Below are 12,593 nucleotides of genomic sequence, written 5' to 3'. Positions count from 1 at the left end.
GTTCCTGGCCCGGCGCTGCGCCGGGCACCACGCCCTGCTTGATCTGGCGCACCGCGCGCAGCACGCCGGTGAAGCCCTGCTGCAGGGCCGGTGTCGGCGCGAGCGCGCCATCGCGCAAGGCTTCGGCCACGCTCACCGCCACCCACAGCATGCGCCGCACGGCGGTGTGCTGGGTCAGGCGCTGCAGCGGCATCAGCACCGCGACCAGCGCGCTCGCATCGGCCGGTGCGCCGTCTTCAGGCCAGTGAGCCAGGACGCGCTCCAGGTGCTCGTGCGCCTGGGCGAAGCGGGTGTCGCGGGTGTTGCCTGGCATCGGCTCGATCGCCGGCACGTCCTGCGGCAGCGGGCGGTTGAGATCGGGCGCGAACAGCACGCTCTCGCTCAAGCCGGTCTCGCCGCGTGAGGCGCGGATGTCGTTGAGCAGCGGCAGCAGCACGATCGGAATGTCGCGATGGCCGCTCTGCAGGCGCTCCAGGTAATCGGGCAGCAGCACGGTGCCGCGCATCAGCGTGGCGCAAGCCTCATCGGCATCGGCCACCTGGCCGGCCTGCAGCGCCTGGGCGAGCTTTTCCAGCTCCTCGGCGACCATCGCCGGGGCGTACAGCTCGACCATGTGCAGCGTGCCCTGCACCTGGTGCAGATAACCCACGCACACATGCATGCGCGAGGTGTCGGCCGGGTTGTCGGCAAAGGATTCGATCTCGCCGCGGACCAGGCGCAGGGTCTGGTCCAGCTCCGGCTTGACCCAGCCGAGCACGGCGTGGCTCATCGCCTCGCGCAGGGCGCTCATCGCTGGCCCCGCATGCCGGTCACGGCCGTGTTGTTGCTGATGCACTTCATCCTTGTCGATCCTCAGCCCGGCAGCTTGAAGTCGGCCACCGAACGACGCAGGTCGGAAGCCAACTGCGTCAGGTGTCCGATGGACTCGGCCGTCTGCCCCGCACCCTGCGAGGTCTGCGACGTGATGCGCCGGATCACGCCCATGGTCTGGGTGATGTCCAACGCCGCGCTCGACTGCTGCTGGGCAGCGGTCGAGATGTTCTTGATGAGTTCGTTCAAGTCGCTGGACACGCGCTCGATCTCGCCCAGGGCGGTACCGGCATCTTCGGCCAGGCGCGCGCCGGACACCACTTCGGAGGTGGTCTGCTCCATCGAGCTGACCGCCTCGTTGGTGTCAGCCTGAATGGCCTGGACCAGCGATTCGATGCGGCGGGTCGCGCCGGAGGTGCGTTCTGCCAGGCGCTGCACTTCGTCAGCCACCACGGCGAAACCGCGGCCGGCCTCACCGGCCGAAGCCGCCTGCACCGCGGCGTTGAGTGCCAGGATGTTGGTCTGCTCGGAAATGTCGTTGATCAGTTCCACCACCGAGCCGATCTCCTGCGAGGACTCGCCCAGGCGCTTGATGCGCTTGGAGGTTTCCTGGATCTGGTCGCGGATCTGGTCCATGCCGCGGATGGTCTCGCGGACCACGCCGGCGCCCTCGGTGGCGATCAGCACCGAGCGCTGCGCCACTTCGGCCGAATCGGTGGAGTTGCGCGAGACCTCTTCGATGCTGACCGCGATCTCGTTGATGCGATCCGACGCGGTGGTGATCTGTTCGGCCTGGTGGTTGGCCGCCTCGGCCAGCTGCAGCGCGGTGGCCTGGGTTTCCTGGGTCGAAGCGGCCACCTGCACCGAGGTGTCGTTGATCGTGGTCACCAGGTTGCGCAGCTCGTCCACGGCGTAGTTGATGGCGTCTGCGATCGCGCCGGTCATGTCTTCGGTGACCGAGGCCTTGACCGTCAGGTCGCCTTCGCCGAGCGAGGAGATTTCGTCCAGCAGCCGCATGATCGCCTGCTGGTTGCGGCTGTTGTACTCGACCTGGGTCTGGTAGCGGCTTTCCTGCTCGCGGCGGCTGCCGGCGTACAGGCTGTAGAGCAGCGCGATCAGCGAGATGACCAGCACCGCGCCGCCGACGATGGTGTACCAGAGGTTCGGGAACAGGCGCGTATCGCGCACCGAGCCGAACGCGGAGAACGCGTTGAACAGCGATTTGCTGTCGTCGAGCATCTTGCCCGAGCCATCGGTGATGGCGGTCGAGGCGGCCTGCGCGGCAAACAGGTTGCGCGAGCTGCCCAGGATCGCGTCCAGGTCGCGTTTCATGCTGGTCCACAGGGTCTGCGACTGCTCCAGCGCTTCCAGCGCGGCCGGCGCGCGCAGCGGCGAGATGCCCAGTTCCTCGTTGCCGCTACGCAGGCCGTCGAGCACCTGGCCGAACACCAGCGCGTCACGGGCTAGCGCGTCGCCGGCCATCGTGGCGGTGCTGCCGCCGGCGCGCATTTCAGTCACGTTGCGGGCCATGCGGCCGGCGACCACCACTTCCTGCAGGGCGCTGTAGACCTGCGAGGCCGGCGCGCCGCTGGCGGACATGGCGCGTACCACTTCGTTGAGCTGGGCCTGCAGCTGCGGCACCTGCGCGCCGAAGCGGTTGGCATTGCCCGAGAGCGCCAGCACGGCCGGTTCGGCGGTGACGATCTGGTTGGCGCTGGTATCGAGCGGCTTCCAGGTGCCCAGCAGCTGGTCCAGCGCGCTCTTCACGCCCGGCTCCTGGCCGAAGCGCGACTGCAGCGAGGCGATGTTCTGGTTGATCTGGCCGCGGGTCGCCTTGAACGCGGTGTAGGCCTCGGCGTTGCCGTTGACCGCCTCGCTGCCCTGGTTGGCCAGCTGCTGCGAGAGCACCTGCAGGTCAGCCGCGCTGGTCCCGGCGCCGGAAAGACGGCTGCCCTGGTAGGTGGACACGGCCGTATTGGCCGCCACGAGCAGGAACGAGGCGACCAGCAGGATCGCCCAGAACGTGGTTCCCATGCCGCCGAGCCTGGCCTTGGGAGTTTCCGCCGCAGTACTCATTCCTATACCCCTGGAAAAATTGCATCAATGAACATCGATCGCGGCTTCCCCAGCCTGGCGACCATCGACAACGCGCTTACTGAGCGGCGTGCCTGAACTCCGGCGTGCGCGCCAGCAACGACAACGCGAACACCCCCCAATCCTGTCCATCACTGGCGAAGGCCTGCGATACGAAATGCCCGAACCGCCCATCGGCCAGCGCGCCCGGCGCGGTCGCCTGCTCGGTGCCGAAGCTGCGCTGCCCGTACAGCTCGTCGATGGTCAGCGCCACGTCGCCGCCGGCCTGGCGCATGACCAGCACGCGCTGGCCTTCGTGCAGCACGGTGCGCTCGCCCTGCAGGAACTGCTTGAGGTCGATCACCGGGAACAGATTGCCGCGCAGGTTGCCCACGCCCAGCAGCCAGGGCTGCGCGCCCGGCACCGGCGTCACTGGCGGGATCGGCACGATCTCCACCACTTCATCGAAGCTGGACACCAGCCGGCGCGAGCCGATGCGATAGGCCACGCCGCGCCACTGGTCGGCGCTGGTACGCACCTCCGGCAGAACCACGGCATGGGCCAGGCTGCGACGCTCGTAGTCGGCCAGGATGTCGAACGGTGTGCGGATCATGCCCCTGCCTCGGTCAGGCCCAGGCGGGCATGGTCAGTCGCAAGATGTCGGGTGAGGGAAGCGGCGTCCATGGCGTTTCCCTAGGCTCAGGCGGCCACGTGGGTGCGGATGGCGTCGAGCAGTTCCTCACGGGTGAAGGGCTTGGTGAGGTATTGCTCGGAGCCGACGATGCGGCCGCGCGCCTTGTCGAACAGGCCATCCTTGGAGGACAGCATGATCACCGGCGTCGACTTGAAGACCTGATTGTTCTTGATCAGCGCGCAGGTCTGGTAGCCATCCAGGCGCGGCATCATGATGTCCACGAAGATGATCTGCGGCTGCTGATCCGCGATCTTGGCCAGCGCTTCGAAGCCATCTGTCGCGGTCACGACATCGCACCCTTCGCGCTTGAGCAGGGTTTCGGCGGTGCGGCGGATGGTCTTCGAATCATCGATCACCATCACCCGCAGGCCGCTGAAACCGCCGGCCTGGCTGTCATTGTCTGTCATCGCAGATCATTCCCCTTGCGCGCGGCGCTTCATGGTTGGCACCGCTGCGAAGGCGTCTATATCCCACCCGGCGACGCGGCCTGTCAAGACGGCGCAGCGGGTTCAGCACGCTGTGTGACGTAGATAGCAGAACGGAGCGCGTTCGCCGCCTGTTACCATCGCCGCCTGCTGACTGCCTCCCCTGCACCTATCCATGAGCGTCGACGTCATCGTGGTGATGGACCCCATCGGGTCGATCAAGATCGCCAAGGACACCACTTTTGCCATGTTGCTGGAAGCCCAGCGCCGCGGCCACCGACTCCACTATGTGATCCCCGGCGGCCTGTCGCTGCGTGGCGGCCAAGCGCTTGCCCGCACCGCGCGGTTGACGGTCACCGACGACAAGGCCGGCTGGTTCACCTTGGGTGCGGAGGTCGAATGGACCTTCGGCCCCGGCCAGGTCGTGCTGATGCGCAAGGACCCGCCGGTGGATGCGGAGTTCATCTACGACACCCAGGTACTGGACGTCGCACAGAACGCCGGCGCCTTGGTGGTCAACAATCCGCAGGGCCTGCGGGATTACAACGAGAAGCTCGCCGCGCTGCTCTTCCCGCAGTGCTGCCCGCCAACCCGCGTCAGCCGCAACGCCGCCGAGCTGAAGGCCTTTGTGCTGGAACACGGTCAGGCCGTGCTCAAGCCGCTGGACGGCATGGGCGGGCGCTCGATCTTCCGCAGCGGCACCGGCGACCCCAACCTCAACGTGATTCTGGAAACCCTGACCGACGGCGGCCGCAAACTGGCCCTGGCGCAGAAGTTCATTCCGGACATCACCGCGGGCGACAAGCGCGTGCTGCTGGTCGATGGCGAAGTGGTCGACTACTGCCTGGCGCGCATCCCGCAGGGCGATGAGTTCCGCGGCAACCTGGCCGCCGGCGGCCGCGGCGAAGGCCGCCCGATCAGCGAACGCGACCGCTGGATCGCCCAGCAGGTCGGCCCGGCGATGAAGGCGCACGGCATGCTGTTCGTCGGCCTGGACGTCATCGGCGATTACCTGACCGAGGTCAACGTCACCAGCCCGACCTGCGTGCGCGAGCTGGACGCGCAGTTCGGCCTGAACATCGCCGGCCTGCTGTTCGACGCCATCGAGCGCAAGCTGGCTGCCTGAGATGTCCGCGCAGTTGGCCGCGCCGAGGATCGACGAGAACGCACGACTGGGCGCCACCCTGGCGCTGTCGGTGCTGCTGCATGGGATCGTGCTGCTGGGGCTGGGATTCGCTTTGGACGACGACGCACCGGTGATGCCGACACTGGACGTCATCCTCAGCCAAACCAGCACGCCGCTGACGCCCAAGCAGGCGGACTTCCTGGCCGCGGCCAACCAGCAGGGCGGCGGCGACGCCGACAAGTCCCAGCGCCCGCGCGAAGCCCAGGCCGGCTGGGTCCCCCAGCCCGAAGCCGGCGTCGCGCCGGAACCGCTGCGCGCGCAGACGCCCGATGCGGCCCCGCCGCCGCAGGCGCGCGTGATCACCACCCGCGACTCGGACGTGACCGTGCCGCCGCAGGAAGCCCGGCCGCAGCCCGATCGTCCCGACCTGCCGCAGGGCGAACAGAAGATCGAGCACGACATGGAGATGGCGCGCCTGGCCGCCGAAATCCACCTGCGCTCGGAGCTGTACGCCAAGCGTCCAAAGCGTAAGTTCGTTTCCGCCAGCACGCGCGAGTACGAGTGGGCCAACTACCTGCGCGCCTGGGTGGACCGCGCCGAGCGCGTGGGCAACCTCAACTACCCGGACGAAGCGCGGCGCAAGCGACTCTCCGGCCAGGTGGTGATTTCGGTGGCGGTGCGCCGCGACGGCAGTATCGAGCAGAGCCGCATCATCCAGTCCAGCGGCGTGCCGCTGCTCGATTCGACCGCGCTGCGGATCGTGACCTTGTCGGCGCCCTTCCCCGCCCTGCCCAAGACCGAAGAGAACATCGACATCCTGCACGTCACCCGCACCTGGGTGTTCCTGCCGGGTGGCGAGATCCGCGATCAGTAAGTAAGACGCGGCATCGCGGCGCACGCCTTTGGCGAACACTTTCCGCCGTGCCGTGCGGCGGCGAGATCATCGATTCCGAGCGCGCCACTTCACTCAGACGCCGGGCCAACGTGCCCGAACGCTTCAGCCCTGCTTTGCAGCGCGCGCCGCCTGCTGTTCTTCCAGGGTCAGCGCCACGTTGTTGCGCAGATAGGCCGGCTCGACCAGTTCCGGTGAGGTGCGATCGCCACGCGCGTATGCCGCCACAGCCAGCGCGGCAACATCGGCGGCACGCGGCAGCGCGCCGGCATCAACGCTGGCCAGCTGCGCGCCAAAGCGATTCACCAGCTCGCCTTCCGCTGCCGCGAACCCCGTCCCAACGGCATGCCAAGCCCCCTGCGCATCGGCCAGCTGCACGGCGCCCGGTGCGGCGACCACTTCGCGATCCAGCGCCTCCAGCACATCACCGGCGCGCTGATAACAGGCCGCATAGACTTCGCCCATGCGCGCATCGATGGCGGCGACGATCCGACCCGCGTCCTGCGGCGCACGCAGGGCCAACGCCTGCAGAGTCGAAATCGCGATCAACGGTCGGTCCAGCGCCAGCGCCATCCCCTGCCCCAGCGCAATCGCCAGGCGCACGCCAGTGAACGCGCCGGGACCGCGCCCGACCGCGATCGCATCCAGCTGTGACTTGACCACGCCTGCCTGGTCCAGCAGCGCCTGCGCCCACGGCAACGACAACTCCGCGTGGCGGCGCGGTGCGACCTCGAAACGCTCGATCACCTGCCCGTCGACATGCAGGGCCACGGAACAGGCTTCGGTGGAGGTTTCAAACGCGAGCAGACGCATGGGGCTAGGCAGTGAGAAGAACGGGCTGCATTTTGCGCCCATGCACACCGAATCGCGAAACGCCTGCGCCTGAAACGACAACGGGCCGCCCGAAGGCGACCCGTGTCGAACAACCGATCAAGCACGCGGCTTGCGGCTTACTTCACCAGCTTGGCGATGGCTGCGCCCAGGTCGCCCGGCGAACGGACGGTGACGACACCGGCCGCTTCCATGGCCGCGAACTTGCCTTCGGCCGTGCCCTTGCCACCCGAGGCGATCGCACCGGCGTGGCCCATGCGCTTGCCGGCCGGAGCCGACGCACCGGCGATGAAGCCGACGACCGGCTTCTTGACGTGGTTCTTGATGTACTCCGCACCGGCTTCCTCGGCGTCGCCGCCGATTTCGCCGACCATGATGATGCCCTCGGTCTGCGGATCTTCGTTGAACAGCTTCAGGCAGTCGACGAAGTTCAGGCCGTTGATCGGGTCGCCACCGATGCCGATGCAGGTGGACTGGCCAAGACCCACCGCGGTGGTCTGGGCGACCGCCTCATAGGTCAGCGTGCCCGAGCGCGACACGATGCCGATCTTGCCCGGCTTGTGAATGTGGCCCGGCATGATGCCGATCTTGCACTCGCCCGGGGTGATGACGCCCGGGCAGTTCGGCCCGATCAGCACGGTGTCCGGATGGGCGCGGGTCAGCACGTTCTTGACGCGCAGCATGTCCAGCACCGGGATGCCTTCGGTGATGCAGACGATGACCTTGATGCCGGCAGCCGCCGCTTCCAGGATCGCATCGGCCGCGAACGGCGGCGGCACGTAGATCACCGAGGCGTTGGCGCCGGTGCTGGCCACGGCATCGGCGACGGTGTTGAACACCGGCAGGTCGATGTGGGTGGTACCGCCCTTGCCCGGGGTCACGCCGCCGACGACCTTGGTGCCGTACTCGACCATCTGGGTGGCGTGGAAGGTGCCCTGCTGGCCAGTGAAGCCCTGCACGATCACCTTGGTGTTCTTGTCAATCAAAACGCTCATTGGGAATTCCTGATTCGGTGACGTGGATTAGGCTGCGGCTTTGACCGCTTCAACGACCTTCTTGGCGCCGTCGTTGATGTTGTCGGCCGGGATGATGGCCATGCCGCTGTCGCGCAGCAGCTGCTTGCCTTCTTCCACGTTGGTGCCTTCCAGGCGGACCACGACCGGGACCTTGACGCCCACTTCCTTGACCGCGGCGATGATGCCCTCGGCGATCATGTCGCAGCGGACGATGCCGCCGAAGATGTTGACGAAGATGCCTTCGACCTTGTCCGAGGACAGGATCAGCTTGAAGGCCTCGATCACGCGCTGCTTGTTGGCGCCGCCGCCCACGTCCAGGAAGTTCGCCGGCTCGCCGCCGTTGAGCTTGATGACGTCCATGGTCGCCATGGCCAGGCCTGCGCCGTTGACCATGCAACCGATGTTGCCATCCATGGTGACGTAGTTGATGTCCAGCTCCGAAGCGGTCACTTCGGTCTCGTCTTCCTGGGTCTTGTCGCGCATGGCGACCAGGGCCTTCTGGCGGAACGCGGCGTTGTCGTCGCTGTCGAACTTGCCGTCCAGCGCATACAGGTTGCCATCGTCCAGGATCGCCAGCGGGTTAATCTCCACCAGCGCCAGGTCCTTCTCGTTGAACAGGCGGTACAGGTTCACCATGATGCTGGCGAACTGGCCGGCCTGCTTGGCGGTCAGGCCGAGCTTGAAGCCGAAATCGCGACCGTGGTAGCCCTGCACGCCTTCGACGAAATCGACGTTGAGCGAGTGGATCAGGTGCGGGGTCTCGGCGGCGACCTGCTCGATCTCCACGCCACCTTCGGACGAAGCGATATAGGTAATGGTCTTGGTGCCACGATCCACCAGCACGGACAGGTACAGCTCCTTGACGATCTCACCGGCGGTGGTCACCAGCACCAGGTTGATCGGCAGCTCGACGCCGGCGGTCTGGTAGGTGGCCATCTTGGTGCCGAGCAGCTTGGCCGCCACGGCCTTCACATCGTCGGTGGTCTTGCAGAACTTGACGCCGCCAGACTTGCCGCGGCCGCCTGCGTGGATCTGCGCCTTGACCATCCAGGGGCCGTTACCCAGCGATTTGGCCGCTTCAACCGCTTCGTCCGGGGTCGCAGCGACCTTGCCGGCCGGGACCGGAATGCCGTATTCAGCAAGCAGCTGTTTTGACTGGTATTCGTGGAAATTCATGCGTCACCGTATTGATAAGGTCAGTACGCATCGCGCGCCGGGGCACGTCCCACGATCGGGGACAGCCGGGTGCCGATGGGCCGCGCATTGTCGCCCAAGGTCGTGTTGCGACGCAAAAGCGTCAGTTTCGCGCCGGGCCTCTATACTCGCGTTCGTTCCATCCAGTGGAAGGATTCCCCCAACTTGAGCACCGGGCCCTCGAAGACGCCTGCCTTGGCACTGGCCTCAGCGCCGCGTCGCGAACTGTATTTCCTGGCCCTCTACCGCGTCCTGGAAGCCGGCATCCTCACCGGCCTCCTGTTCAGCCCGCTGTCCGACGTCCTGAGCCAGGGCGAAAGCCAGTCGCCCCGGCTGGCGACCGGGGTGACGGTTTTCTACCTGCTCTTTTCGCTGCTCATGCTGTTCTTCGGCCGCAACGAAAAGCGCCTGCTGGCCACCGTGATGATCGGCGTCTGCGTCGATATCGAAGTCGCGTGCCTGATCACCTACGCCCTGCCGGAAGCGGCGCCGGGCGTGGCGATGCTGCTGCTGTTCAATGTCGCCGCCGCCTGCACGCTGCTGCCGCTGCGCTGGGGCGTCGGGGTGGCGGTCGCCGCGATGATCGCCCACTTCATCGAGTACGTTGTGGCGGTCTTTGCAACCGCCGGCCAGCCACGCCCGATCGCGGAAGTGGTGATGTTCTGTGTCAGCTACCTCGCCGTCGGCTTGCTTGCCGTGCAGGTCGGCCTGCGCGCCCGTCGCAGCCAGGAGCTGGCCGACGAACGCGGCGCGGAAGTCGCCAACCTGGTCGAAGTCAACGAGCTGATCATCCGCCGCATGCGCACCGGCGTGCTGGTCGTGGACCTGGAAGGCCGCATCAAATTGTCCAACGAAGCCGCGACCGGCCTGCTCGGCGAGGCAGCGGAAGTTCCCGACACTGATGTGGGCGCGCTCCTGCAGAACGTGGCCCCCGAACTTGCCCGCCGCCTGCAGCGCTGGCGCAACGGCTGGCAGAACGAGGAAGCACCGCTGGCCCTTGCGCCGGACCAGCCCGACATCCAGCCCCGCTTCGCGCGTCTGCTGGCCGGCAGCGAGCTGTCGCTGATCTTCCTGGACGACGCCACCGTCGTCTCCAAGCGCGCCGAGTCGCTGACCCTGGCAGCGCTCGGACGCTTTTCGGCCAGCCTCGCGCACGAAATTCGCAATCCGCTGGCCGCCATCAATTACGCGGTCCAGTTGCTGGAAGAATCGCGCGAGTTCAACCCGAGCGACCGCCACCTGCTCGGCATCATCCACCAGCAATGCCAGCGCACCAACGGCATCGTCGAAAGCGTGCTGGGCCTGGCCCGACGCGAGCGGGCGAACCCGGAAAACACCGACCTCAACGCCTTTGCCCGCCAGTTCATCGATGACTACCAGCAATCGATGTCGATCGAGACCGACAGCCTCGAGGCGGTCACCGGCAACCGGCAGGTCAACGCGCTGGTCGACCCGCGTCACCTGCATCAGGTGGTGACGGTATTGGTCCACAACGCCTTGAACTACGGCCGCCTGCCCGGCGAACCCGCGCGCATCCGCCTGCGCGTCTTCCAGCTGGACCATCGCGCCATGATCGACATCCTCGATCGCGGCCCCGGCATCCCTGCGGCGGTGGCGGCACAACTGTTCCGACCGTTCTTCACCACGTCCGAGCACGGCACGGGCCTGGGCCTCTATATCGCGCGCGAACTGTGCCGGGCCAACCAGGCCACGCTGGAATACGTCGCCGTCCCCGGCGGCGGCAGCTGCTTCCGGATTGCCATGCCCGGACCCAACAGCTTGCTGTCGGCCTGATGCCCTGCGTCACGGGCCGAAATGACGGCAGCAACACTCTCCCCCATCGGCGCGTTCAGCAGTTAGACTGAATCGCAAGCCACGCGAGACCATGATGAGCGACCCCCGTAGCGCCCTGATCGTCGATGACGAACGCGACATCCGAGAGCTGCTGACCCTGACCCTGGGTCGCATGGGCCTTCGGATCGACACCGCCGCCAATGTAGGCGAAGCGCGCGAGCTGCTTGCGCGCAACACCTACGATCTGTGCTTCACCGACATGCGCCTGCCCGACGGCAACGGCATCGAGTTGGTGAGCGAGATCTCCAAGAACTTCCCCAAGACACCGGTCGCGATGATCACCGCGTTCGGCAATGTCGAACTGGCGGTAGAGGCCCTCAAGGCGGGCGCCTTCGATTTCGTCAGCAAGCCGGTGGACATCAACGTCCTGCGCGGCCTGGTGCGCCATGCACTGGAGCTCAACAACAGCGAGCGTCCCGCGCCGACGCCCGCACCGGCACAGCACGCGATGCGCCTGCTCGGCGATTCGCCGGCGATGGCCGAATTGCGCGAGACCATCGGCAAGGTCGCCCGCAGCCAGGCGCCGGTCTACATCCTGGGCGAATCCGGCGTGGGCAAGGAACTGGTCGCCCGCACCATCCACGAGCAGGGTGCCCGTGCAGCCGGCCCATTCATTCCGGTCAACTGCGGCGCGATCCCGGCCGAACTGATGGAAAGCGAATTCTTCGGCCATAAAAAAGGCAGCTTCACCGGCGCCCACGCTGACAAGCAGGGCCTGTTCCAGGCAGCGAGCGGCGGCACCCTGTTCCTGGACGAAGTGGCGGAGCTTCCGCTGCCCATGCAGGTCAAGCTGCTGCGTGCCATCCAGGAAAAAGCCGTGCGCCCGGTTGGGGCTTCGGGCGAGATCCAGGTCGACGTGCGCATCCTCTCGGCCACGCACAAGGATCTGGGCGAACTGGCGCACGACGGCCGCTTCCGCCACGACCTGTATTACCGCATCAATGTCATCGAACTGCGCGTTCCGCCGCTGCGCGAGCGCACCGGCGATCTGCCGCTACTGACCAAGGCGATCCTGACCCGCCTGGGCGGCAACCAGGACCGCCCTGCTCCGCGCCTGACACCCGCCGCACTCGACGTGCTGGCGCGTTACCCCTTCCCGGGCAACGTCCGCGAACTGGAAAACATCCTCGAACGCGCCATGGCCATGGCCGACGAAGACGCCATCGACGCCGGCGACCTGCGCCTGCCGCAAGTCGAACGCCGCAGCCCGCCGCCGCAGGCACCTCAAGCCCCAGCGCTGCAGGACTACGACCCGTTCCGCTCCAGCCCGCCTCACCTAGGCACACCGCCACTGCCAAGCAACGGACTTGCCGGCGGGAACACGAGCGAAAGTGACGGCCCCCTGCCCTCCTACATCGAGCAGATGGAGCGCGCCGCGATCCATAAGGCGCTTGAAGACAATCGCTGGAACAAGACCAAGGCCGCCGCCCAACTCGGCATTACCTTCCGCGCCCTGCGCTACAAGCTCAAGAAACTCGGAATTGAGTAACCGCAGTAGCACTGCCGATATGCTCTTCAGTGGAGGACTTCTCCAAGACGGAGAAAGGAGGCTTTTGTCGCATTTGGCCTTTGATCCAGTTACACCCTTAACCGGCCTGACCTATCGCGTCACCTTGTGACCTAAAGAGTCAGGCTCGCACCTTCGGGCTCCGGATCGAATCGGGCGGTGCAGCTGAAT

10 protein-coding genes and 1 pseudogene are annotated in these 12,593 nt (G+C 66.6%); 4 read left to right on the top strand and 7 right to left on the bottom strand.

The window, feature by feature from the left end:
* Positions 1 to 469: 469 nt before the first annotated feature.
* From BMZ17_RS21290 to pilG, 4 genes and pseudogenes are all read right to left on the bottom strand, one after another.
* A pseudogene (locus BMZ17_RS21290) lies at positions 470 to 769 on the bottom strand (Hpt domain-containing protein); the annotation flags it as partial.
* A gap of 83 nt (positions 770 to 852) precedes the next feature.
* A complete protein-coding gene (locus BMZ17_RS11735) occupies positions 853 to 2,886 on the bottom strand; it encodes a methyl-accepting chemotaxis protein (RefSeq protein ID WP_093138754.1) in 2,034 nt (677 codons plus the stop codon).
* A 76-nt stretch (positions 2,887 to 2,962) separates the two neighbouring features.
* Positions 2,963 to 3,493 carry a chemotaxis protein CheW gene (locus tag BMZ17_RS11730; RefSeq protein WP_175485615.1) on the bottom strand — a complete coding sequence of 177 codons (531 nt, stop codon included), beginning with the start codon at positions 3,491 to 3,493 and terminating at the stop codon, positions 2,963 to 2,965.
* Between the two features lie 89 nt (positions 3,494 to 3,582).
* Positions 3,583 to 3,984 (bottom strand): twitching motility response regulator PilG, encoded by a 402-nt coding sequence (gene pilG / locus BMZ17_RS11725; protein ID WP_093138752.1) that lies wholly within the window; start codon positions 3,982 to 3,984, stop codon positions 3,583 to 3,585.
* 193 nt (positions 3,985 to 4,177) lie between these two features.
* Between pilG and gshB the strand changes: the two genes are divergently transcribed.
* Positions 4,178 to 5,128 (top strand): glutathione synthase, encoded by a 951-nt coding sequence (gene gshB / locus BMZ17_RS11720; protein ID WP_093138751.1) that lies wholly within the window; start codon positions 4,178 to 4,180, stop codon positions 5,126 to 5,128.
* A 1-nt stretch (position 5,129) separates the two neighbouring features.
* Entirely contained in the window at positions 5,130 to 6,002 is an 873-nt protein-coding gene (locus tag BMZ17_RS11715) for an energy transducer TonB (RefSeq protein ID WP_093138750.1), read from the top strand.
* 123 nt (positions 6,003 to 6,125) lie between these two features.
* Here BMZ17_RS11715 and tsaB read toward each other — a convergent pair whose 3' ends face one another.
* From tsaB to sucC, 3 genes are all read right to left on the bottom strand, one after another.
* Positions 6,126 to 6,833: a tRNA (adenosine(37)-N6)-threonylcarbamoyltransferase complex dimerization subunit type 1 TsaB gene (gene tsaB / locus BMZ17_RS11710; RefSeq protein WP_093138749.1), complete on the bottom strand. Its 708-nt coding sequence runs from the start codon at positions 6,831 to 6,833 to the stop codon at positions 6,126 to 6,128.
* 137 nt (positions 6,834 to 6,970) lie between these two features.
* Positions 6,971 to 7,846, bottom strand: coding sequence for a succinate--CoA ligase subunit alpha (gene sucD / locus BMZ17_RS11705; protein WP_093138748.1), 876 nt, complete (start codon positions 7,844 to 7,846; stop codon positions 6,971 to 6,973).
* Between the two features lie 27 nt (positions 7,847 to 7,873).
* Positions 7,874 to 9,043 carry an ADP-forming succinate--CoA ligase subunit beta gene (sucC, locus tag BMZ17_RS11700; protein ID WP_093138747.1) on the bottom strand — a complete coding sequence of 390 codons (1,170 nt, stop codon included), beginning with the start codon at positions 9,041 to 9,043 and terminating at the stop codon, positions 7,874 to 7,876.
* 183 nt (positions 9,044 to 9,226) lie between these two features.
* On the opposite strand from sucC, the gene BMZ17_RS11695 reads away from it, so the two are divergent.
* A complete protein-coding gene (locus BMZ17_RS11695) occupies positions 9,227 to 10,855 on the top strand; it encodes a sensor histidine kinase (RefSeq protein WP_254775286.1) in 1,629 nt (542 codons plus the stop codon).
* A gap of 94 nt (positions 10,856 to 10,949) precedes the next feature.
* Positions 10,950 to 12,404: a sigma-54-dependent transcriptional regulator gene (locus tag BMZ17_RS11690; protein WP_093138745.1), complete on the top strand. Its 1,455-nt coding sequence runs from the start codon at positions 10,950 to 10,952 to the stop codon at positions 12,402 to 12,404.
* Positions 12,405 to 12,593: the final 189 nt, after the last annotated feature.

The sequence above is a fragment of the Pseudoxanthomonas sp. GM95 genome, assembly GCF_900109775.1.
In the GTDB taxonomy this organism is placed as follows: Bacteria; Pseudomonadota; Gammaproteobacteria; order Xanthomonadales; family Xanthomonadaceae; genus Pseudoxanthomonas_A.
The sequence above is the reverse complement of the archived record's forward strand: the minus strand, read 5'-3'. Positions and strand labels throughout refer to the sequence as shown.

Bases quoted from the DNA above. Each gene is read 5' to 3' on its own strand.
- pilG (WP_093138752.1), bottom strand. From the start codon at position 3,984: ATGACAGACAATGACAGCCAGGCCGGCGGTTTCAGCGGCCTGCGGGTG.
- BMZ17_RS11735 (WP_093138754.1), bottom strand. From the start codon at position 2,886: ATGAGTACTGCGGCGGAAACTCCCAAGGCCAGGCTCGGCGGCATGGGA.
- gshB (WP_093138751.1), top strand. From the start codon at position 4,178: ATGAGCGTCGACGTCATCGTGGTGATGGACCCCATCGGGTCGATCAAG.
- BMZ17_RS11715 (WP_093138750.1), top strand. From the start codon at position 5,130: ATGTCCGCGCAGTTGGCCGCGCCGAGGATCGACGAGAACGCACGACTG.
- sucC (WP_093138747.1), bottom strand. From the start codon at position 9,043: ATGAATTTCCACGAATACCAGTCAAAACAGCTGCTTGCTGAATACGGC.
- sucD (WP_093138748.1), bottom strand. From the start codon at position 7,846: ATGAGCGTTTTGATTGACAAGAACACCAAGGTGATCGTGCAGGGCTTC.
- tsaB (WP_093138749.1), bottom strand. From the start codon at position 6,833: ATGCGTCTGCTCGCGTTTGAAACCTCCACCGAAGCCTGTTCCGTGGCC.
- BMZ17_RS11690 (WP_093138745.1), top strand. From the start codon at position 10,950: ATGAGCGACCCCCGTAGCGCCCTGATCGTCGATGACGAACGCGACATC.